This window comes from Dendronalium sp. ChiSLP03b (assembly GCF_034531165.2).
Classification (GTDB): Bacteria; Cyanobacteriota; Cyanobacteriia; order Cyanobacteriales; family Nostocaceae; genus Dendronalium; species Dendronalium minutum.
In genome coordinates this window covers 110,592-133,806 of sequence record NZ_JAVRBR020000151.1, presented here as the reverse complement: position 1 = coordinate 133,806, position 23,215 = coordinate 110,592, and the positions used below count along the sequence as shown (strand labels likewise).

Sequence of the window (23,215 nt, the reverse complement as noted above, 5' to 3'; positions counted from 1 at the left end):
ATTGCAATCAACTTGCTTTAAAGCAAAGGAGTCAGCAACCGAGAGACTCTCACGGCTAATTTGAACCACAGAGGTTTTCTATCGTATTCAGATAAATCAATAGCAACAGAAGCAGCCAAATCAACCTGTAACATTTTTTCCACACTTTGAATAAAGCGAGACTCAGCAATAAAGCACATCACTTCAAAGTTAAGAAAGAATGAGCGATTATCCAAGTTAACAGTTCCTACACCTGCCATGTCGTCATCAATGAGGATAATTTTCTGGTGCATGAACCCATTTTTATAGCGATACAGCTTGATACCGATTTCCTCCATTTCGGTATAGTACGAAAAAGAACATAAATAAACTAATAAGTGATCGGGGTGGTTTGGTAAGATAATTCGTACATCGACACCGCGCATTGCTGCTAGCTTTAAGGCTGTTAGTGTTGAATCATCTGGCACAAAGTAAGGGCTGGCAATCCAAAGGCGAGTCTTTGTTTGATTGATTGCATGGACAAAAAAAAGGTTACAGGCTTTTAGCCGATCTGCGGGGCCTGTCGGAATTACTAATGCGGTTTGGTTGATTTCTTTATTAGCTTTAATCTGCCAGTTAACTTCGAGAACTTTTCGATTTGCCCAGTACCAATCTCGTACAAAGGTGTTTTGCAGAGTTTGTACAGTTGGGCCTTGGAGTATCATGTGGGTGTCACGCCAAGGACTCAGGCGGCGATTTTTTCCCAAGTATTCGTCACCAATATTCAAACCACCGACAAATGCTATTTCACCATCCACCACCAAAATCTTGCGATGGTTGCGGAAATTGAGCTGGAAACGATTGCCTTTGCCTTTGGTGGCACGAAATCCACTCACTTGAATGCCATTTTCTTGTAGAGACTTGATATAAGAGCGCGATAGTTTTTTTGAACCAAATTCATCGTAAAGAAAATAGATTCTGATTCCTTGCTTTACCTTGTCAATCAACGCTTCCCTAAAAGTGTTACCAGCTCGATCGTCATTAACAGTATAGGATTGCAACAAAATATAATTTGTCGCCGACGCGATCGCTCTCAACATTGCCTCATAGGTTTGCTCGCCATCAATCAGCAATTCGGCAGCATTGCCTGATGTGAAAGGAATTCCTGTAAAAGTCTCAGCCAGTATTTGCAGACGTGCTAAATTATCTGGTGGTGCAACTTTAAATTCTGCAAGTTCATTGTAAGTCTGCCAGACAAGCTTGTGGTGTTGTGTATAAACTGAGCGCAGGCTTTCGGTATATCCGTGAAATTTAGTTCTTCCTAGAATCCAATACAACGGAATAACTAACCAGGGAAATGTAACCAGAGAAATGCTCCAAGCGATCGCCCCTTGAGAAGAACGCACATTCATTACAGCATGGGCAGCATGTGCAATTCCTAAGGCATGAACAACAACTGTAGCTGTACTAAAAACAGCTAGTAGAACACCACCATCTACAAGCATTTTATTTTTGTTGGGTATCGGTATAAGAAAATTCTGCCAGTAATGGCTTGTGATCGGATGAATAAATGTGGTCTAGCACTTGAGCGCTAGTTTTCTTTTGACTGAGTTCTCGGTAAAAAATCCAGTCTAGGGGAGGTGATAATAGGAACCGTTTAATTTTTCGGCTTTCCTGGGGTGCAAAATTTACTGGCATCAACCCCAGTTTAGTTACTGCTTTATCCAGAATAATTGCTCGTTTTCGACTCCAGGTATTGAAATCTCCTGAAAAGATAATGGGTCCACGATGTGCAGATAAAGCCAATTCTAACTCATGCAGTTGGATTCTAAATTTGTTTATATCTACAAAATTTATAAGATGACTATTAATTGCTAAAAGAGTTGCTCCGTTATGAGATAGCGGATACTCAGTAATCAGCGAAATTTTAGGAGTTTTGATAATCGGCTCGTGATGTTTAGTGATTATAACTTTTTTGGAAAGCGAACTAGTTCTAGCTGCTGTGAAAATTCCAGAATAACTTTGATGATGAGCATCTATAAAATTAGGAGCAAAATTCCAACTCATATCTAGCCATTCTATTACCTTTTCTACTCCTACTTCTAGGCGAAATTCTTGTAAGAATATCAGGTCTGGTTGATATTGTTTACGAATGTTTAAAAAATCTCTTAGCCAAATTTTATCGTAATTGTTCTTAGCAATGTTCCAACTCAACACTTTAATTGATTTGCTTTTGAATTCAGATTGAATAAAATGGCTGCTATCAATCGTGGATTTTTGTGAACGAAGAAATCTGTAGGATGGAACAAATTTTCTGGCAAGAGTATCTACGTGTTCTTGAATATCAGGCATTACTAGCAATTAAGTATAAGGCAGAGGGGCAGGGGGGCAAGGAGAATAATTATCAACTTTAGACTACTTTGAAAAAAGATATGCACATAGATAGATGAAAAATTAGCCATTAGACAGTAGCATTATATACATAACCGCATTCAAGTAGAAAAATGTAAGAAAAATTACTACGCTAGATAGATGCGGTTAGAAGAACGTCAATGTTAAATGTTAGCCGCTTACGATCGCAAGATTTTCATAATTCACTAGTGGTACGAGTTGCAAGTGCGATCGCGGTTCTGGTCGGTGTCTTGGTACTACTAGGCTGGAATTTCCACATCGAATTTCTCAAGGCTGGTTTCCCTGGCAGTCCAGCAACAATGAAGGCAAATACAGCACTATGCTTTATACTATCTGGCATCTTGCTGTGGCTGTCGCAAAAAGCAAAGGGTAATAGGTTCGATTTGGATGAGCAGACAAAAACAAGGGTAAACAAAAAGAACTCTCCTCGTTCTCATGTTTTCTATTTAAGGCTCTCCAGAATTTTAGCAACAGCGGTTGCCTTAATTAGTTTGCTCGCACTTGTTGAATATCTGTTCGGCTGGCATCTCAGTATTAATGAACTAATGTTTCGTGACTCCCCAACCGCTGTGACGACATTCCGTCCAGGGCTAATGGGGTTGAATACGGCATTAAATTTTTTGCTGATTAGCATAGCTTTCAATCTCCTAGTCTACCAAAAAAACCACCGTAGCTATTGGTATGCCCAGATTCTCGCCCTCTTAGCCGCTTTGATTTCCTTACAGGCTGTGATTGGCTATACCTACAAAGTGCAAGTTCTCTACGGTTTTGCCCCTTACACAACATCAATGGCATTACACACGGCATTGACATTCATCGTGCTTTGTACAGGTATTTTGTGGGTGCGTCCAGACCAAGGATGTATGGGGGTAATCACGAGCAATACTTACGGTGGCTTACTAGCACGTCGTTTGTTGGTAGCCGTGATCGCAGTACCTTTTGTATTAGGGTGGCTAATTCTTCAAGGTCAACAATTAGGACATTACAGTCCAGCTTTCGCACTATCTTTGTTTGCTATCATCCTGATTGTAATTTTTGTTTTTTTGGTTTGGCAAAGTGCCACAGTTATTGAACGCCTCTGCCGCCAAAATGATTCTGCTGTGAGAACCTATGAAGAAAAACTCAGAAGTTTTGTAGATTCTAACGTCATTGGCATTTTGTTTGGCGATGTGTACGGGGGTATCCAACAAGCAAACGACGAATTTCTCAGGTTGCTCGGTTATACGCAAGAAGAGCTACTAGCAGGGAGATTAAACTGGAGCAATATCACACCACCAGAGTATGTATACTTGGACGAGCAAGGTGTCGCTCAAGCAAAGGCAAATACAAAAGGTACTTGTACGCCTTACAAAAAAGAATTCATTCATAAGGATGGTAGCTGCATTCCGGTATTAGTTGGTTACGTACTAGTAGGAGAAAAACGGGAAGAATTAGTTGCTTTTATCTTTGACTTGAGCGAACGCCAGCAAGCAGAGGCAGAGAAACAAAAATTAGTATCTCTGATAGAAAATAGCTCTGACTTTATCAGCATAGCTACCCTAGAAGGTGAATCCCTTTATCTTAACGATGCAGGTCAAAAGCTTGTAGGGCTTGAAAGCATTGAAGAAGCTAAGCAAAAGGTATTATTAGATTACCTAATGCCTGAAGACAAAGCTTTTATTCGAGAACATATTCTGCCGACTGTACTAGCACAAGGACGCTGGCAGGGAGAATTCCGCTTTCGGCACTTCCAGACAGGTTTGCCAATACCAGTTGAGTACAACATTTTCATTGTTACAGACAACAAAACTGGTCAACCAATAGCTTTAGCAACTGTAACTCGTGACATCACCGAGCGCAAGCAGGCAAAAGAACAAATAGTACAACTTAACAAGGATCTACAGCGTCGCATCACCGAGTTACAAACTTTGTTTGAAGTCATTCCCATTGGGATTGGCATCGCCGAAGATCCTGAGTGCCAAAATATCAAAGTCAATCCCGCTTTCGCCAAGCAGTTGGGGATATCATCAGATATCAATGCCTCCCTCAGTGCTCCCATTAACGAAAGACCGAGGTTTAAAGTCTACCGCGAGGGTAAAGAACTGTCGCCAGAAGAACTCCCCATGCAGTACGCTGCCACTCATGGCGTAGAAGTCCTGGATTTTGAAGCTGATATCGTTCATGAAAATGGAAAAATTGTCAAGCTGCTAGAGTATGTTGCACCACTGTTTGATGAAGAGGGTAAAACCAGAGGCTCAGTTGGTGCATTTTTGGATATTACAGAGCGTAAGCAGGCAGAGGCGATACTTTGGAATCAGCAAAAATGGCTAGAAGATGTGCTGAACTTAATGCCGATGCCACTGTTGTTTATCGAACCAGGAACGGCGCGAGTAACTTTTGCGAATCGAGCTGCTGATGAATTGGCAGGAGGCGAATTTCCTAAAGGTGTATCAGTCGAGGAGTATCATACAGCTTACCACTACACAGATGCAGTGGGTGAACGCATCCCCAACGAGCAAATGCCTGGGGTACGGGTTGCCCGTGGAGAACGACTGGATGGCTTGGAAGTAAACTGGCATACGAGTAAAGGCGTGCGATCGCTACATATATTTGCTGATAGTCTGCCTCCTATGCACGGTTATCCAGCCACCTGTTTGTTGGCGTTTCAAGACATTACCAACCTTAAACAGGTAGACAAAGCGCTTTCATTAGGTTACAAAAGGCTCCAACTACTTTTCAGTACAGCCAGCGATTTACTATCTAGCCAACAGCCAATAGCATTACTCGACAGTGTATTTCGCAAACTTGCAGAACAGATTGGTTTGGATGTTTACTTTAACTATTTAGTTCAAGACGATCGCTTAATGCGGCTAGCCTCCTTCACAGGCATTTCTGAGAAACTAGCCAAAGAAATCGAGTGGCTGGAGTACGGTCAAGCAGTTTGCGGTACTGTAGCCCAGCAACGCCGACCAATTTCTGTAGAACATGTACAGCACTCAAACGATCCAAAAACAGACTTGATCCGCTCTTTAGGCATTACTGCTTACTATTGTTACCCATTGATGACCCAAGGGCGGCTTTTGGGTACTCTTTCCTTTGGCAGTCGCAGTCGCTCTGGCTTCACCGATAATCAAAGAGGGATGATGCAAGCAGTGTGCGACCAAATAGCGATTGCCATGGAACGTGCTAGCTTAATTGCTTCTTTACAGCAACAAACAGAGCAGTTGAGTGAAGCCAACCGCATGAAAGACGAGTTTTTAGCCATATTATCCCATGAATTGCGATCGCCCCTCAACGCTATTCTCGGTTGGGCACAATTACTACGTGCGCGCAAACTTAGCGAACCTCAGACAGCTAAAGCCTTGGAAACCATTGAGCGCAATGCTAGAATGCAAACCCAGCTAATTGAAGACTTGCTAGATATCTCACGCATGATTAGAGGCAAGTTGCGGCTCAATGTTCGTACTTGCAATTTAATTCCGATTATTGAGTCAGCAATAGAGACTGTCCAGCTAGCCGCCCAAGCCAAAGAAATCGATTTGAGATTTTTCCTGTCTTCGATTGAGGAACCACAAAATCTAGAATCGCAATCAAAGGTAAATAACGACAATCCAGAGACTGGCTTGCTCATAGCCAAGCATTTTACAAGTGTCTTAGTTTCTGGTGATGCCGAGCGTTTGCAGCAAATCATCTGGAATCTGTTATCTAATGCCATTAAATTTACACCGCGAGGCGGCAAGGTTGAAATCAAGCTGTCTACTGTTAGTTGTGAAGAAAAACAATGGAAAACCGACAACTACGCTCAAATCCAAGTGATTGACACAGGCATTGGCATCAATCGAGAATTTCTTCCTTACGTCTTTGACCGCTTTCGTCAAGCTGATAGTTCCAGTACCAGGTCACACGGTGGATTGGGATTAGGATTAGCGATCGTCCGTCATTTAGTAGAATTGCATGGCGGTACTGTCAGCGTAGACAGCCGAGGCGAACAGCAGGGAGCAACGTTTACAGTCAAGCTGCCCCAGAACTCGTCTGCTCCTCTGCCCTTCTGCTCCTCTGCGACGGACACTTTCCTCAACGGGGGGAACCCCCGCACGGAAGTGTCCTCCCCTCTGCCCCCCATTTCCTCTACCCCAGTCCTGGGTTCTTCACTCTCAGGCGTGCGGGTGCTGGTTGTAGACGACGAAGCCGATAGTCGTGACTTTATCTCCACAGTACTTCAACAGTGTCAAGCCGAAGTTCTAGCAGTCGGCTCGGTACAAGAGGCATTGCAGGCAATTTCCCAGTGGCAACCAAATGTTTTAGTTAGCGACATTGGTATGCCTGAAGAGGATGGTTACTCCTTGATCCGCAAACTGCGATCGCAACCTCCCGAACAAGGCGGAAAGATTCCAGCAGCAGCCTTGACAGCCTATGCTAGAGTAGAGGATCGTACGCGCGCAATCAAGGAAGGCTATCAATTGCATTTGCCTAAACCCATTGAGCCAGCTGAATTAGCTACAGTAGTTGCTAGTCTCGTGGGACGCACGTGAAGAGAGGATGGGGGGCAGAGGAGGATGAGGTGGACGCGGGGACAAGGGAGACAAGGGAGATAATTCTTCACTTCTGCCTCCTGCCTCCTGCCTTCTGACATCAAAACACAATCGTCCAACCCTGCTTTTCGCTATCTTTCTTGGTATAAGAAACGCCGTCAATTTTGGTTCCTTTGTCATCAAGAAGGCTAATGATACCACCATTATTGTCTAGTTGAATGCCATCTTTGCCCAAAGACACTCTTACAACTTCACCCGGATTAATAATACCATTAAGGCTTTGCTTGCGTTTGAGGCGATCTGCAAGTGCCCAACCGTTCAATTCCACTTTCTCCGGTGATGTGTTGATTAAACTCACTGTTTCTTTGCCTATATCGTCTCCAAAGGGATTCACTAAAGCAGCAAGAATGCGAATTGCCGCAGTTGTGGGCGGAATCACTACATCAAGTCTGTTGCCGGTAGTGTCGTCAGTATGGAAGGACTGGGACTGGAAGGCTAAAAAGATACCCACCCATTGATTGCGGGTTGGGTAATAAATGAGCAGTCCGCCATCTTGCCAAACACCATTATCCTTTTGAAATTGAGCAGCATTACCCTGGTTCATGTGGATATCATGAATACCATTACCAGGAAGAAAACCAAAATATTTATCCTTGACATCTTCTTCTGGTCCCCACCTTTCACCAAAGGGATAGAGGACTGCATCTGGTGATGCGATTGCTCTTGCAATATATAGTTCTAGTAATTCGTTGAGGTCGTTGTCTGGCCCTGGTACATTGTATGGCAAGGGTTTCATTTGACTGGGATCGAATAAATTCCCTCGGATAAAATCTAAAGCTAGTCCACCAGGTTTTCTGACTAACTCCTGGAAGCCGAAATCTAGTTCCTGTAATTCCTTGGTGATGGGATGAGAGAAATTTTCGTCTACAAAGTACAGCAATTCTGAGGGACTTTGCTTGGATTTGACGTTGATAGCAATGCGATACTTTTGTTTCTCGTCAGTCACAAGTACTTGGTAATGGGGAGAAGGCCCTTCTCCTAGCTTGCGATTTATAGCCCGACTTTTCAGAACACCGTAATTTTTTAAAGCCATCTATTTCTCCTCAATTTCATGGTGCGGGTGCTGCTGGTTGTGAACTTACAATATTGTCAGTGAGCCATAAGCGATCGCAGTAAAGGCATGTAACAATTTAGACTTTATACTTTGCATTCTAAAGTCTTTACTTACAGGCATGAGAATTATATCTAAGTATTACTAAGCACATGTATAACTTAAATTTGTATAATATCAATATAATAATTCAGTGTTATTATGCATGATAGTACCCTGTGGGGTGATTGTTGCTTCTTTGATAACCAGTCATCGATAAACAAGCGATAGGCAATGGGGATAAGCGTAAGAGTTTGCTGCTAGTAATTTTGCACCCTGATAAGTATTGAATACCCAACTTGCTGTTGTCCGGAGATTATCCATCAAACGCGCATCTTCACCAAACGCTTCCAAGGCAAGACTCCACCAAGTATGCTCCTGAATTATTAGTTGAGTAATTTCCACATTACAACCGTTAGCGATATGTTCATTAGCGGCAACGGCTTGTACTGAAAGGTTAGATAAAACCTGGTAAGGTTGGGAGTAGCGAACTTTCTGGACATTTACCCAAGACGAACTGTCCGAAATTTGGGCAAGCTGAAAACTTTCTTTTGTAGGATCGTCACACAGCCACTTGCCCCATTTTTCTGCCTTGCCCTCTACGAATTCCCCAAAACTTAATACGCCTAATTCGGCTTTGCGCCATTTAACTTCAAATCGTCCTTGCCGCAGTTTGATTCCCAGGTAATCACACTCAGGAGTGTAGAGATACCTATCTTCTCGCTCTTGGGGCGATCGCATTTGGTCAATCAGACAATTTTGCTGAAACCAAAATTCAATGTCTTCTGGTATGGTACCAGGATAAAACCAGCGCAATTCGTTAGTTGTGAGCATAAATTTATCAGAAGTTAGGAGTACAGACGCGATTAATCGCGTCTGTACAAGAGCTAGGAGTTAAAAGTTCTCCCCCTGCTTCCCCTGCTCCCTCATCTTGCCATTCGTAGCGACCCGCTTGATGGGACAATGTAAACGATAAATAAAGCTTGCCTTGTATTGCTCCCAGCCCAAAGGAATTTGTAGAAATGTGGAAACGAATTGCATTTATTTTGCTATTATTATTGAGCCTCAGCTTGAGTAATCCTGGTGTAGCTGCTGCGGCTGGATTGAAAAGTTTTGTAGATACTACTGATGGCTATGAATTTTTATATCCTAATGGTTGGTTACAGGTAAAAGTTGCCAATGGGCCCGATGTGGTATTCCACGATTTAATAGAAGTATCTGAAAATGTATCTGTGGTTATTAGTCCAGTTCCAGATGACAAAACTTTAGCAGAACTGGGAACACCAACAGAAGTAGGGTATAAACTAGGAAAAGCTGCTCTTGCTCCTCCTGACTCTGGTCGTTCAGCTGAATTAGTTAACGCCCTTGAGCGAGAATCCGACGGCAAAACATACTACATTTTAGAGTATTTAGTGAAACTTCCCAATCAGCAGCAAAGGCATAACATCGCTAGTGTTGCTGTCAGCCGTGGCAAACTTTTTACCTTTAACGCTTCGATACCCGAAAGGCGTTGGCAGAAAGTTAAACGGAATATGGAAGATGTTGTAAATTCTTTTTCTGTTTATTAGTTCAGTTGTCAGGAGAAAAAGAGAACAGGGAACAGGTGAGACCAGCCCCCGTCTTGGCGGTCTCCGTCACGATAGCGTAGCGTTAGCGCAGCGTTAGCGACGAAGGAGCGTCACCCGAAGGGGAATAGGCAAAAATAGTTATTATTTCTTCCTCATCTCCCTCTGCTCCTCTGCCTCTCTGCCCCCCTGCCTCCCTGCTCCCCCTGCTCCCCCTAATTATTTATGGGCATTCCAACTTTTGTACTTGCCTCTGCTTCCCCTGCACGGCTTCGCTTGCTGCAAACTGTTGGTATTAAACCGATAGTTAGACCTAGTGATTTTGATGAGTCGCAAATTCAACTTAGCGAGCCGGCACAGTTGGTACAAACTCTCGCCCAACGAAAAGCAGAAACTGTCGCCCCGCAGTTTGAATCGGCTTTGATTATGGGTTGTGATTCTGTTTTGGCGGTTAACGGTGAGATTCATGGAAAACCAGAGGATGCCTCCGAAGCGATCGCTCGCTGGCAAGTGATGCAAGGTAACTTTGGTGACCTATACACAGGCCATGTCTTGATTGACCTTTCCCAAAATCGCACTTTAGTCAAGTCTCAGGTGACAAGAGTTTACTTTGCTCAAATGAGCGATCGCGCAATTCAAGCCTATGTTGCCACAGGCGAACCTCTCAAGTGTGCTGGGGCTTTTGCCATTGAAGGTTTTGGTAGTTTATTCGTAGAAAAGATCGCAGGTTGTCACACAAACGTGATCGGACTCAGCTTACCTCTGCTGCGACAAATGTTAGCGGAACTGGGTTACGAAGTTACTGATTTCTGGCAACAGTGAATTAATCATTCATTCAACATCTGTTTGCGTTGCAGAAGAGGCTCCGTGAGATAGTGGGCTAAAGGTTGAATCAGGCTGCGATCGCCATTTTACTTGGGTTCCCACTAAGTAAAATGGCGTAAATAAACTCCCGTTGTCTTTATACACCTTAAGCCATACGTTCAATGAGGCGATCGCCTACTCGTAAAGCATTAGCAATAATAGTCAGAGTAGGATTAACAGCAGCACTAGAACGGAAGAAACTGCCATCTACTACATACAAGTTATCGATGTCATGAGTGCGGCAATTAATATCCAATACCGAAGTTTTGCGGTCTTCACCAAAGCGGCAAGTGCCACATTGATGCGCCACACCTTGCAACGGCAATTTTTTTCGGAAATAAAAGGAGGCGGGAATAATCCGTTCACCGCAACCAATTATTTTCAGTACTTGCGTCCAGCGATTGAGAAGGCGATTGTAGGCTTCGGTGTTGTTCTCAGTGTAATGTAACTGGATAGAATCACCCCGAAGTTTGACGCGGTTATTAGGATCTGGCAAATCTTCAGCAGTCAGCCACCAGTCTACCGAACGAGTAGCGATCGCTTCAAAAGTATGTCTCTCTTGAAATGAAACTCCCAAAACTGATGGAGACTCTTGAGCAATCATATCTGCATTTACTTTTCCCAATAACTGCACATGCCCCATTGGGTAATCGAAATCTTCATCACCCCAGTAAAAATCATTGATTGCTAAGGTTTTTTGAAACGAAGTTGGATTCGATTTCAAACTCACTCCAATGATGGCTCCGTTCTGATGCTTCATTAAGTTCCGTCCTACCTGATTTGAACTATTTGCCAATCCATTAGGATGCTGTTCGTTAGCAGAACGCAACAACAAAGCAGCTGAATTAATCGCCCCACAGGAAACGACTACAATATCGCTAGAAAAGAAATGAATTTCCCCATTAATTTCGGCTTCCACAGCAGTTATTTCTCGTCCAGAAAAACTAGTATGTAGACGTTTTACCTTAGCTTCTGTAATGAGGGTGACATTATCAAACTGCTCTGCTGGACGTACACAGTTCACATCTGCATCTGCTTTCGCATCCACTAAACAAGGAAACCCATCGCAAGTATTGCAACGAATGCAGGTACTCAAACGACGATTTACCTCATTGAGTTTAATTGCCAGTGGTAGATAAAACGGATGATAACCTTCACCTTGCAAAGAGTCATGAATCTCTTGAATACGCGGTTCGTGGCGAATAGCCGGATAAAAATAATCTTCAGTTGCAGATGGCTCAGTCGGATCTAAACCCCGTTTGCCATGCACTTCATAAAGCTTTTCAGCTTCAGTATAGTAGGGTTCAAAATCGCGGTATTTTAGCGGCCATTCTGGCGAAATACCCCCCTTGTGAACCACGCGATCGAAGTCTTGTTCGCGCCAGCGAAACAGCGCACCACCATACACCTTAGTGTTACCACCTACAAAGTAGCCAGTACCCGGATGAATGGCATTTCCTTTTTGGTCGTACCAAACTTCGTTAGTGTGATAGCGGTCTTTGTGAACCACTTCAACCGTGTCCCAGTTTGCTTTCTCACGAGGCAAAAAAGGGCCGCGTTCCAAAATCAGAATTTTCTTCCCAGTGGGAGCCAGACGATAAGCAAGTGTACCGCCACCTGCACCAGTACCAATGATAATCAAATCGTAGTGTGAAGCGGTCATGATTTTTCTCCAAGTAAAGCAAAGGCTAAATAAGAATAGATGAAGCGTGATGTCTGTCCGTTGCAAGACTTGTAATTCGTAGCGAATTCTACTCGAAAAAACTCCGCGTTCCTTTGCGTTTCTCTGCGTTTAAAAACGCTCCGATTTTACGCAAAGATACTGTCACACACAGATATTTTAATCTGCGTGAGCTTTTACATATCGTCGTTAGAAGCGGTGAGAGTATAATCAGCTGCTACTTGGGTACGACGACGGCTCATTTTCTGTTCGTAAGCATCGTAAGCAATACACATCCAAATTAAAGTCATGAATAAAATGTTTTTGTTAAAGCTTTCTGCTGCATTAGGAAACAAACTGCCAGCAGGAATAATGCCAAATGCCAGAATAATACTAAACGTCATTAGAATCAGTAGTAATCCTGTCCACCGCACCCAAAAGTTGAGAGCAAACAAAGCACCCAGCACAATTTCTGCTAAAGGTAGTAACCAGCCATAAGGAATGGCAATTAACCAAGGCAGTGGCCCCACACCTTCCCATCCTGGCGGAATTCCAGGGCCAATTATTTGGAGTTTCTGCGTCAGAACAGTTTGGTAGAAACCGTTAGTAACGCTGAAGTTAAGATAGTTAGCAATCCCAGAGAGAAAAAAGAAAACACCCATAGTCACGCGATTGACAACAACAGCTGTCCGTAGGTTGAGTAGATATTTCATAAGTAAACTCCTAGAGATGAGATTGAGGTTTTAATAGTTGGTAGAAGAAACGATGGTAAAGCTGTTAGGAATCTCTATGCCCTTCAATGAGGAGGGGGTGCAAGCTGGTCGAGTAACGTCGGTACGCCCGTCCAACCGAAGTTTTGCTGAAATTGCATAGGTTGAGCAGCCCGCCAGACGAGGGGAGTTGCCAAAATCAGTCCGGCAGCAACAGTGGCAATCCCGGATAGCCAAGGAGTTTGTCCCAGCTGTATATGCGAAAAAGGGCGATCGCGCTGAAATAATTCGTCGGTTAACCACTCAGTTGTAACTTTGCGATTATGTGCAGAGTTTGGCAGCAGTTGTAAATATGTTGCCTCTCGGATGAAATGACCGGGCTGCCCTTTAATCTGGACTTTATTGAATAAGTTAGCAACACCTTCGTTGAGTCCCAGTTTCATCAAAGTGCCGCGCATCTGAATTTGCACGGGTATAGCTGGGTTGCCTTCCCAAAGCCGCTGAAGATTTTGAGCGATCGCTTTTCCTTGTTGATAGGCAACTTGGGCTGTGGGTGGTTGGGGATTATCGCTATCTGCGGCACAGTCTCCAGCCGCAAAGACTTCGGGGAAATCAAGAAGTTGCAATGTGGGTGTCACCACTAGCCGCCCGCGTTGATCGCGTCTTTGGGCTAAGATTGGTAACTCCATCAACAGCGGATTAGGAGCAGTTCCAGCAGTCCAAGCGATCGTCCCAGCCTGCAAAACTTGTATTTTGTCGTGTTGACGGTACTCTACACCATCTGCCTGAATCTTAGTGACAGCCGCATCAAATAAGAAATCAACGGGAACTACCCGATGTTTGAGCGCCCGCTGGACTGTGCAACGCAAATGGCTATTCACATCCCCTTTGAGAATTTCCCGGCTGCGATTGATTAAAACAATCTGAATTTCATTGGCATCGCCGCCCAACTCGTCATACCAAATGGGTAGTAAATCTGCTAATGTACACGCTAATTCAATACCAGCCGGGCCTGCCCCAATAATGGCAACAGTCAGCAGTAGCCGACGACTTTCTGAGTCTTGAGTTTGGATTGCCTGATGCAGTCTTTGGCGCAAGTGTTTTCGCAAAGCGATCGCTTCTTCTCCAGAAGTCAACGGCATCGCATATTCTGCCGCATCGGGAGTATTAAAGTAGGTTGTTTTGCCGCCCAGTGCTAACACTAAGTTGCTGTAGTCAAAAACCTTTCCAGAAGCTACGGTAACTCTGCGTTGATTGAGATGAATTGATTTCACCGTATCTTGCACGAAAGTTACACTACTGCCTGCTAAAAGCTCCTTGTAGCGGGGATAAACCTGTGCGCTATGCAATTCACCGCTTAACAGTTCATACAATAGTGGTTTGAAACTGAAGCGATCGCGTTGCTCAATTAGAATAATTGGATGCGGATAATTTTGATGGCTGAGGTGCAGAGCTGTAAACAGTCCAGCAAAGCCACCACCTAGGATGACTGTGGCATGAGACGCTTGCTGCATAGATGTAAGAGTTGCTTTTGTGAACTGCTCTTAGTATTGCGGCACTTAACAACTCTTAAGTGATGAAAGAATAAAGCTTGGCTGAGAAATTCAAGGGAATTTGCGACATAGTTTTCACTACTTTCTCAGCAATAATTCAGTTTATTAAATTACTATAGTGGTTATATCAAAGGTATATAGACGAATAGCACGAAGATAAGGCAGGAGGCAGGAGGCAGAAGGTAGAGACAAGATAAATATCTGAAAAGCTTGCAGCACAAGGTTTTAAAACTCCTGCCTCTAGCAAGAACTACCTCCTGCCTCACCTCAATAAATAACTAAACTTAGTGCCATTGGGGACTAAATCCCCTTGTAAACGAAACCTTCTACCCTCTGCCCTCTGGAGGCAGTGCGGTCTTGGGGTCTCCCCAAGTGGAGCAACTGCCGTCCTCCTGCCTTCTTCAATAAGCACCGCTTTTAGTTAACAAGACCTTTAGAGTTTTCAGGATTAAATTAATATCGTAGGTAATAGACCATTTACGTTGATATTCTAAATCCATACGAACAATATCTTCAAAGTCTTTGATGCAGGAGCGACCATTAGTCTGCCATTCGCCAGTAATACCTGGTTTAACATTCAACCGTTGCCAGTGATAACTTGAATAGTGTGTCACTTCATTAGCAGTCGGAGGACGGGTACCGACAAGGCTCATTTCCCCTAGTAGCACGTTCCAGAACTGAGGTAGTTCGTCTAGGCTAGTGCGTCGGAGAAACTTGCCTATACAAGTTATCCGAGGGTCATTTTCATTCTTGAAGATATAGTGACCTTTAGCTTCATTATTGACTAGATGTTGCAGTCGATCGGCTCCGACTACCATAGAGCGAAATTTCCAAATATGGAAAGTACGACCTTTAAGACCACAGCGAATTTGACTGTAGAATATCGGTCCGGGGTTATCCAAAAAAGTAGCTATAGCAACAGGAATTGCTACGACTGCTGTAATCCCCAGTCCTACAATGGCACCTATGATGTCAATTATGCGCTTCACTGTGCTTGTCACAGAAGGATGAACTACAAGTTGAGCCAAATGAGAGTCGTATGCAACATCCGATATTGATAGCTGAATGTGGTGTGAAGTAGATAGATTAGACATGGTAACAGTTTCAGTTAGTGAGTTTGCAAATTCAGTCTTTGAAAAGCCAATAGTTAAGTCACTTGTTACGTATTAATGAAATTACTTAACCATTAGCAAATGGCTGCTAGAAGCGAGTGTAATGCTCGGTCAATACTTCATACCTAAGGGTTAAATTTGTCTAGGACAGTGTCGTAACTATCAAAAATTTCAAACACTAAAGAGAGCTGAGTTAGTTCAAAAATTATTCGGACAGGTGCTTGCATATTGCAAATTACCAAGCGACAACCACTGGAACGTGCAGCAGAAAACCCATTGACTAAAACAGCTAACCCTGAACTATCAATAAAATCTACTTTACTTAGATCGATTACCCAGAGTTGATGGGGTTGAGGTACTAAACTAGCTAGCTGTTCCCTAAAAGTTTTACTATTGTCCGAGTCTAAACATCCCTGAGGCTGAAGCACAACTAGTTGATATTCTTGTGTGAGATTCATAAGCTTTCCAGTGGATTGTGATGTAATAGTTGGTGAACTCTTATATATATCTGCCACCATCTATGTCAGAGGTTGTTTGAACAATTACTAAATATTTCCGGAAATCTGGTTAATTATTTTTCTTTATTCGTAACTCTGTACTTCATGATTTGTCATTTTATAAATATTCAACTTTTGTTGCAGAATTAACCAAAAAAAAGGTAATCCTTCTATCAAATATCTTTTCCATAATCTTTTAGGTTCGGAAACCATTCTATATAACCATTCCAACCCCAAATCACTAATATATTTTGGCGCTCTTTGGAGATTACCTGCTTCAAAATCAAGAGTTGCACCTATGGCTAAAAATATTCTAATATTTGGTAGTTGTTCTCTGTATTGGTATATCCATTTTTCTTGTTTTGGTGCCCCTAATCCTACTGCTAATACTGTGGCATCAGAACGATTAATCATCTCAATTATTTTCTGACACTCTGCTTCGTTTTTTTCAAATCCAAAAGGTGGTGAGTAAGAACCTACAATCATATTCCTCTGAACTTTCGCATTGATTTTCTCCTGAGCCTTAATAGCAACTCCTTTTGCTGCTCCCAATAAAAAAACTTTAATATTTTCATTTTTTTTGTGAAAATTATAAAATGCTGGGAAGAAATCAGAACCCGATATCTTTTCTTTTATTGGCTGACCTAAGAATCGAGATGCATACATTAAAATTTGACTATCACACAGTTTGTAATCAGCCATCTTATAAGCCTGAAGAAATTCTCGATCGCCTTGTAATTTCATCAGATGATCTACGTTAGGAGTAAATACAATACCAGATCGAAGATTTTCTAAAACTTCTGTTTTGAATACATTGTCAATCTCAATATTTAACAGATTAACTTTTTGTGTCTGGCTTAACTCCTGCCCAATCGATTTACTCTGAGGTTTCAAAAACTGTACTGGTAAAAACTTGAGTGTTTGATATGGGAAGATGCGATCTAAGGGTTGGTGTGCCATATAACTTGTGATTCCTGATTTAAATTTTGAAAATGCTGCAATGCGAAGCACAGGCAGTTTTCTGCTTTCTTTGAGCAAGTACATACCGCCTGATGTTTAAATGAGATCGACCTAGTACAATTGCTTGTATTAGAAATGATGTCTACAAATAAGCTGAAACTTTGATATATCAATGCTTTTAGCTTACTTGCGTAACACATTCATACGTAATTACAACGTAAAGACTTGATAGAACCTGAGACCTTATCCGTAACTCTTCGTACAGTTTCCTCTTCAAACAGCGATCGCAAATACTATCTGACGGTTATTTCTCAGAGTTACCTAGAAGCTAGTGAATACAGTATCCTCAGAGGTAGATAGAACTGTCCACCTAGCTATCCGCTTGGTCGTAGTGTAAAGACAGTCTAAGCCTCATACTAGATACATACTGGCTAAATAAATAAAAATACTAGTATTTATTGCTTATTTATCGCTGCCAAAAATGTTGCACAACTATGCAATATTTATCTAAAAACACAACATTTAAATATCTTCATTAGCATATTTTTTTAGCTAATTAAAAAGAAATTACTTGGCTATGGTTATTGCCATAAACCCTGTGTCTCTTCCTTAATTACTGTGTGTATAAAGTTCCCTAATTAATAACCTTGATTTGCTATGGAAAGGCATCGGGTAATGGTCATTGGTAGTAATGTCAATACTGTGCAACGCGTCAGTAATCACTGTTTGAAAAAGAATTTAGAAGTCTTTCCGTACTATGGTGTGCCCTTGGTTGAAGAAATTAATGTCTTCGCTCCTCATGTTTTGGTGCTATGTGTACCCATACCTCAAGATTTTCAGTGCCCAATACTTCAACCTTGGATTTTATGGTCGGAAGAGGCTATAGATGAAGAAACACCATTAGTTAGCACACCCACAGAATTGTATGTACGTCTGCAAGAAGTACTCCAGATTTAAATTAACCCTTCACGCACAGCCATAGCTGCTGCTTGAACGCGATCGTCAACGCTGAGTTTGTTGAGGATCATACGCACATATGACTTTACAGTTCCTAAAGAGAGATAGAGCTGATCAGCGATCTCCTGATTTGAACATCCTTTAGCAATCAGTTTTAGTATCTCTCGCTCGCGATTACTCAAAAGCGTTTGTTGGGGCGTATCAGATGTCGGAACTCCACTTGAAACAACTGGGGGTTTAAGCATCCGAGCAACCTTTTGAGCTATTTGAGGATCTAGATAAGCACCACCCTGAAGGATTAATTGAATGACAGTAATTAGCTGTCCCCATTCGATAGTTTTAAGACAGTAACCGTCTGCACCAGCGGCAAGCATCCCCATCACCTGAGTATCGCGATCGAATGCACTCAAAGCGAGGATACGAGTAGCAGGGCGATCGCTTTTTATCTGCTGAGTAGCGGTGATACCATCCATAACTGGCATATCAATGTCCATCAAAATTACATCTGGCTGGAGTTGAGCAACACATTCAATAGCCTGTACGCCGTTCCCTGCTTCTCCAACCACACTAAAGCCTGGCTCAAGGGAAAATTGACCTTTCATGCCTCGACGTATCAAACTATGATCGTCTACTAATAGAATTCGCACTATATTTGCTTGAGCATTTTCAGGCATTTTTCCTTCTCCTATATCTGTTCATCTTGGAAGTTAAACTTGTCTGTAGCAACTGGGAGAGTAAACCAAAAGGTGCTACCCTCTCCAAGAGAACTTTCAACCCCGATGTTGCCTCCGTGAGCCTCAATGATTTGACGGCACAAGTATAGACCCAATCCAGATCTCCCACGCCGACCTTGCCCCTGAACAAAGCGGTGAAAAAGTTGTTCCTTATCCTGCGGTGCAATTCCTGAACCTTGGTCGCATACAAATACCTGCACTTCGTTTTCCCCAAGAGTTGCAACTTCAAGAGAAATTTCTTTATTTGGTTCGCTCACCCGCACGGCATTATCAAGCAGATTTTGGATAACTCTTTGGATCTCTAACTCATCAGCGTAAACAGTCGGCAATGATTGGGGAATTTTGTAGTTGAAGGTGAACTCAGATGTGGAAGTAGTTTTGATTTGAGTAATTGTTTTGACAAAAATTTTCTCCCAATCAAGAGGCTCGTAGTTCAAGCGATCGCTGTAACCAGCTTCATAACGGGAGATGTTCAAGAGAGCTTCCACAAGTTTGAGAAGATCTTCGTTACCTTGACGATAATCTTGGAACACTTCTTTATAAGTATCGCTAACAGGGCCAAAAGCTCCTTTGAGCATACTATCCACAGTTATGCGGCTAGCAAGCAAGGGAGTACGCAGGTCGTGGGAAAGAGCGCAGATTAAGTTTTCAAGCTGTTTGTTGCGTACTTCAATGCATTCCTGACGCTCGCGAACCTCGCCTGCCATTGCATTGAGAATTTCACTTAGCCGGCCTATTTCATCAGGAGCTGAATAAGCAAGCCGGGCTTCCATTCGACCTATTCGCCAAGTTTCGCCTACCTCTATCAATTTGCGTAAAGGAACCTCGACTCGTCCTCGTAAAATTTGGTAATTTATCCACATTCCAGTAATAATTACCAATGAAGTCAAGATATTCACAACAATTTTTATTTGCTGGATTTGCTGTAAGCAATTTTCCACATCGCTCAAATAAATTTCCTCGCGTTCAACCAATGTCTGAATCTGAGTACGTAGAGAATTAAATAAAACCTTTTCCCCCTCTGTTGTAGATTCACTGCTAGAGCTAAGTAGCTCCCTACCAGCCAACTGCTCTTGCCATTCAACGTAGAGATTATCGATCTTAGAGAGTTGATTAACTTGATTGGGGTTATCTTTTACAAGAGTTTTCAAGCGGTTGAGACTACCATAGAAAGAGAAGGGTTGATTATTAAGATTCTCTCGCCAACTCCTTTCCTCATCTACCACAGCATTTAGTAGATGTTCTCCTTCACGCTTTACTATAAAAGTTTGGTTTACCTCATTAGCTGCTTCCTTACAGAGGATAGCTATCCAAATATTTAAACTTTGTTGCCCCATTATTAATAACACCAGCACCATTAAGCTACTATACAAGGGGGCAAATAAATGGGTTTTTAGAGTTCTTGGAGCAGTAAAACGCACCAAATTAATCGCTAAGACCATCTGACAGTTTGGGATGCTCGTATATAGGTAATACCAGATATTTGGCAGCCTATTAGTTGATTCAAAGTTATGTTGCTTTAATATCTTTGTCAGCACTGAATTGATTGGTAAAGATTGCGTAGAATTCAGTTCAGTTTATCGGCTACTTTTTCTAGCTCCGTAGCTATAATAGTAACAAGATAAATACTCAACAAAGACATAACAAATTAAAGAAATTTTGTAACCATATTCGGTAGAAGTAAATACGGTTATCAAATCATAGATTTAGTTTAATTCTAATAGCTATTACTCCCTTTACTGTGATGGTTACAGCAAGTTATAAAAACGTCATTTTATTACAAAACAACGAACCATGACTGCTGTTACTAAGTTATGTAACTGATGTATACGATGCAATAATAACATCAAGTTGTTACACTGATCAAGCATTTTTTCTCGATCGTGTAAAAATACGCTAACGTTGATGCTTTAGTGCAACTGCTTTCAGGGCTTAGCGATCGCTCTCTGAAATTAATGCTTATAAAAACGCTTATAAGCGTTTCTATTTTTTTTGACAGAGGCAATCTATGTAACTACATAAAACAAAAAGATATCTTTACTTACGTACTGTTTAGTGTCACCTCCCCTAATATAGTTTGAATAAAAAGACAAAGCCTAATTAATTTAGTCCAGTATATTTAATATATTAATTTACAGTTTTTTTACTTAAAAGTAAATGAGTCATAGTAAAGTTTCCTACTTTTCTTACTTTTCTTACTTTTCTTACTTTTTTTGATAGTCAAGTTGTATGTTGACGACTGTAAACATTTGAATCTGACTTAATGAATGCAAGCCAACTTTTATTAAAAAATTAATGCAATATTAAATAGTTAATAACATGACTTTTGCTAGGTATGTATAGCAGGAGGCAAGAGGTAAAACTATTACCATTCCTAGTATTTACGCTTTTAAAATGTCCTAACCTATGTGGCTACGGCTATAACTTTGACAAAAGAGAATTGTGAGTAAATACGATTTAAACAAGCAATATAGTAGAAAAGTTTTTGTGTAACTCGCTCGTCTAATCGGTATTTAAACGATCGAGGTAACATCACATTACATAGCAGTTAACTGTTATCATGCAATTTAAGCGATGCGCTTGAATTTTTCTATCTCTCAAGGTATGAAAATTCAATTGAAATTAAGTCAACGGCAGAGTAAACCTAAGTCAACAGGTAGAGTAAACCAAAAGGTGCTACCTTCACCGAGATTGGTTTCAACACCAATATTTCCTCCATGAGCCTCTACAATCTGGCGGCATAAGTACAGACCAAGCCCAGTTCCATTAGATCCTCTTCGTCCTTGTATAAAGCGATGGAAGAGCTTTTCCTTCTGTTGGGGAGAAATCCCGAATCCATTGTCGCGTACTGATACCTTTACTGTATGGAGTCCCGAATGTTCTACTTCAAGGATAACTTTCCGATCAGGCGCACTTACTCGCACGGCATTATCAAGCAAGTTGTGTACAACTCGTTGAATCTCAAGTTCATCACCGTAAACAGTTGGTAGTGATGGTGAAATCTTGTAGGTAATCGTACACTTTTGCTTCCAGGTACTATTGTTCTGCTTAATGGCTTGGATAAAGATATTTTCCCAGTTGAGGATTTCGTAGTTTAGACTATTAGCAAACTCATTTTGATGACGAGAGACATCTAAGAGACCTTCAACCAGATTGAGGATGTTTTCATTAGCCAAACTACATTCTTTAACCACATCTGTGCAACTATCGCTTATCTCACCAAAAGCTCCACCTAACACAGCGTGTAGAGCGCTACGAGTGGCTAGCAAAGGGGTACGCATACCGTGTGAAAAGGTGGAGATGAGATCGTCTATTTGTTGGCGTTCAGCAATGGTTATTTTCTCTAGTTTGTCTAGATTACGCTTCAATTCCAGTTGGGCAATGACTTGACGACTCAAGGTACGCAATGCCTCAAGTTGTTCGAGACTAAGCTGTCGTGGAACATAGTCAACTACACAAATTGTTCCCAATGCATATCCTTCAGGTGTAACCAATGGCGCACCAGCATAAAACCGAATATAAGGCTCTGATGTTACCGCTGGATTAGTGGCGAACCGAGGGTCAAGTAGAGTATCAGGAACAATCAAAATCTCATTAGGTTGTAAAATAGCATGGGCACAAAACGCTACATCTCGTGACGTTGACTCAGCATCTATTCCTAGTTTTGATTTGAACCATTGACGACACTCATCAACCAAGCTGATTAAAGCTATGGGAGTGCCACAAATTTGTGCTGCTAAACGGGTTAGGTCATCGAAGGCTGCTTCGCAGATTGTGTCCAGAATGTGATAGCGGCGAAGGGCTTCCAGCCTTGCCATTTCATTTTGAGCCAATGTAGCTTTCATTAACGAGGTTATTATTTTTTTATTGCTTTGCTTTCTAAGTTGTCATTCTTAGTACGGGCATAGTCATCTTGAAAGCGAATAATATCATCTTCTCCTAAGTATTCACCATTTTGGACTTCAATCAATACTAAGGAAATAACTCCAGGATTTTCTAAACGATGAGGCGTACATTGAGGTACGTAGGTAGACTGGTTATTGGTTAACAATACTTCGCGATCGCCACAAGTTACTTTTGCCGTACCAGAAACAACTATCCAATGTTCGCTACGGTGGTGGTGCATTTGTAAGCTGAGGCGGTGTCCGGGTTTAACTTCTATGCGCTTGATTTTGTATCCACGTCCTTCTTCCAAAACTGTAAAAGCACCCCAAGGGCGCAACTCAGTTGCTGCTAGACTATTGAAATTGTCAACTTTAACTAGGGATAAGGCATTAATTTGCATTGTTTCCTGAGATGGAGCCATAGTTACCTCATTTGCGGACATAATAAATCTCTGTGTTTTCAAAAATTGTCAGAGCAAAGTATGAAATTTTGGTGTTGCATAATTACGGGATGATTTTGGAATTTGCGTCAAGTGTAATCCCCCTTCGGGTGACGCTCGCAAGCTCGCTAACGCTGCGCTAACGCAGTCGCCTGCGGAGGAGCCAGCGCGGTCTTGGGGGTCTCCCCAATGAGCGACTGGCGTTGGAAACCCTCCCGCAGCGCCGTCTCACCGTGTCTCTGTGTCTT

Annotated in this window: 19 protein-coding genes; 4 read left to right on the top strand and 15 right to left on the bottom strand. The window is 42.1% G+C overall.

Annotated elements, in window-relative coordinates; all coding sequences use genetic code 11:
• Positions 1 to 17 precede the first annotated feature (17 nt).
• Both cls and RMY31_RS35785 read right to left on the bottom strand, forming a co-directional pair.
• Positions 18 to 1,463 (bottom strand): cardiolipin synthase, encoded by a 1,446-nt coding sequence (cls, locus tag RMY31_RS35790; RefSeq protein WP_322660396.1) that lies wholly within the window; start codon positions 1,461 to 1,463, stop codon positions 18 to 20.
• Position 1,464: 1 nt separating this feature from the next.
• Positions 1,465 to 2,310, bottom strand: a complete 846-nt coding sequence (locus tag RMY31_RS35785) for an endonuclease/exonuclease/phosphatase family protein (protein WP_322660394.1) — start codon at positions 2,308 to 2,310, stop codon at positions 1,465 to 1,467.
• Positions 2,311 to 2,510: 200 nt separating this feature from the next.
• On the opposite strand from RMY31_RS35785, the gene RMY31_RS35780 reads away from it, so the two are divergent.
• Positions 2,511 to 6,881 (top strand): PAS domain S-box protein, encoded by a 4,371-nt coding sequence (locus tag RMY31_RS35780; RefSeq protein WP_322660392.1) that lies wholly within the window; start codon positions 2,511 to 2,513, stop codon positions 6,879 to 6,881.
• Between the two features lie 100 nt (positions 6,882 to 6,981).
• On the opposite strand, the gene RMY31_RS35775 is transcribed toward RMY31_RS35780, so the two are convergent.
• The 3 genes from RMY31_RS35775 to RMY31_RS35765 all read right to left on the bottom strand — a co-directional run bounded on the left by RMY31_RS35775 (position 6,982) and on the right by RMY31_RS35765 (position 8,995).
• Positions 6,982 to 7,974 (bottom strand): DUF2278 family protein, encoded by a 993-nt coding sequence (locus RMY31_RS35775; protein ID WP_322660389.1) that lies wholly within the window; start codon positions 7,972 to 7,974, stop codon positions 6,982 to 6,984.
• A 267-nt stretch (positions 7,975 to 8,241) separates the two neighbouring features.
• Positions 8,242 to 8,865: a hypothetical protein gene (locus tag RMY31_RS35770; protein WP_322660387.1), complete on the bottom strand. Its 624-nt coding sequence runs from the start codon at positions 8,863 to 8,865 to the stop codon at positions 8,242 to 8,244.
• 7 nt (positions 8,866 to 8,872) lie between these two features.
• Positions 8,873 to 8,995 (bottom strand): hypothetical protein, encoded by a 123-nt coding sequence (locus tag RMY31_RS35765; RefSeq protein ID WP_409879628.1) that lies wholly within the window; start codon positions 8,993 to 8,995, stop codon positions 8,873 to 8,875.
• 58 nt (positions 8,996 to 9,053) lie between these two features.
• Here RMY31_RS35765 and psbP point away from each other — a divergent pair, with 58 nt between their 5' ends.
• Positions 9,054 to 9,599 carry a photosystem II reaction center PsbP gene (gene psbP / locus RMY31_RS35760; protein WP_322660385.1) on the top strand — a complete coding sequence of 182 codons (546 nt, stop codon included), beginning with the start codon at positions 9,054 to 9,056 and terminating at the stop codon, positions 9,597 to 9,599.
• 222 nt (positions 9,600 to 9,821) lie between these two features.
• Positions 9,822 to 10,418, top strand: a complete 597-nt coding sequence (locus tag RMY31_RS35755) for a Maf family protein (RefSeq protein ID WP_322660383.1) — start codon at positions 9,822 to 9,824, stop codon at positions 10,416 to 10,418.
• A 148-nt stretch (positions 10,419 to 10,566) separates the two neighbouring features.
• On the opposite strand, the gene RMY31_RS35750 is transcribed toward RMY31_RS35755, so the two are convergent.
• From RMY31_RS35750 to RMY31_RS35725, 6 genes are all read right to left on the bottom strand, one after another.
• Entirely contained in the window at positions 10,567 to 12,123 is a 1,557-nt protein-coding gene (locus RMY31_RS35750) for a GMC family oxidoreductase (RefSeq protein WP_322660379.1), read from the bottom strand.
• A gap of 194 nt (positions 12,124 to 12,317) precedes the next feature.
• A complete protein-coding gene (locus RMY31_RS35745; protein WP_322660377.1) occupies positions 12,318 to 12,833 on the bottom strand; it encodes a DoxX family membrane protein in 516 nt (171 codons plus the stop codon).
• A gap of 83 nt (positions 12,834 to 12,916) precedes the next feature.
• Positions 12,917 to 14,344 carry an NAD(P)/FAD-dependent oxidoreductase gene (locus RMY31_RS35740; protein ID WP_322660375.1) on the bottom strand — a complete coding sequence of 476 codons (1,428 nt, stop codon included), beginning with the start codon at positions 14,342 to 14,344 and terminating at the stop codon, positions 12,917 to 12,919.
• Positions 14,345 to 14,784: 440 nt separating this feature from the next.
• Positions 14,785 to 15,477 carry a sugar transferase gene (locus RMY31_RS35735; protein ID WP_322660373.1) on the bottom strand — a complete coding sequence of 231 codons (693 nt, stop codon included), beginning with the start codon at positions 15,475 to 15,477 and terminating at the stop codon, positions 14,785 to 14,787.
• Positions 15,478 to 15,620: 143 nt separating this feature from the next.
• Complete coding sequence (locus tag RMY31_RS35730) at positions 15,621 to 15,953, bottom strand: STAS domain-containing protein (RefSeq protein ID WP_322660371.1); 333 nt, start codon at positions 15,951 to 15,953, stop codon at positions 15,621 to 15,623.
• A gap of 123 nt (positions 15,954 to 16,076) precedes the next feature.
• Positions 16,077 to 17,036: a WecB/TagA/CpsF family glycosyltransferase gene (locus RMY31_RS35725; protein WP_322660369.1), complete on the bottom strand. Its 960-nt coding sequence runs from the start codon at positions 17,034 to 17,036 to the stop codon at positions 16,077 to 16,079.
• A 573-nt stretch (positions 17,037 to 17,609) separates the two neighbouring features.
• On the opposite strand from RMY31_RS35725, the gene RMY31_RS35720 reads away from it, so the two are divergent.
• Positions 17,610 to 17,909, top strand: a complete 300-nt coding sequence (locus tag RMY31_RS35720) for a hypothetical protein (RefSeq protein WP_322660367.1) — start codon at positions 17,610 to 17,612, stop codon at positions 17,907 to 17,909.
• Here RMY31_RS35720 and RMY31_RS35715 read toward each other — a convergent pair.
• The 4 genes from RMY31_RS35715 to RMY31_RS35700 all read right to left on the bottom strand — a co-directional run bounded on the left by RMY31_RS35715 (position 17,906) and on the right by RMY31_RS35700 (position 22,949).
• Positions 17,906 to 18,583, bottom strand: a complete 678-nt coding sequence (locus RMY31_RS35715) for a response regulator transcription factor (RefSeq protein WP_322660365.1) — start codon at positions 18,581 to 18,583, stop codon at positions 17,906 to 17,908. The genes RMY31_RS35720 and RMY31_RS35715 overlap by 4 nt on opposite strands.
• 11 nt (positions 18,584 to 18,594) lie before the next feature.
• Positions 18,595 to 20,085, bottom strand: coding sequence for an ATP-binding protein (locus RMY31_RS35710; RefSeq protein WP_322660363.1), 1,491 nt, complete (start codon positions 20,083 to 20,085; stop codon positions 18,595 to 18,597).
• Between the two features lie 1,185 nt (positions 20,086 to 21,270).
• Positions 21,271 to 22,488 (bottom strand): GAF domain-containing sensor histidine kinase, encoded by a 1,218-nt coding sequence (locus tag RMY31_RS35705; RefSeq protein ID WP_322660361.1) that lies wholly within the window; start codon positions 22,486 to 22,488, stop codon positions 21,271 to 21,273.
• An 11-nt stretch (positions 22,489 to 22,499) separates the two neighbouring features.
• On the bottom strand, positions 22,500 to 22,949 hold the full coding sequence (locus RMY31_RS35700) for a phosphomannose isomerase type II C-terminal cupin domain (RefSeq protein ID WP_322660427.1): 450 nt from the start codon (positions 22,947 to 22,949) through the stop codon (positions 22,500 to 22,502).
• Positions 22,950 to 23,215: the final 266 nt, after the last annotated feature.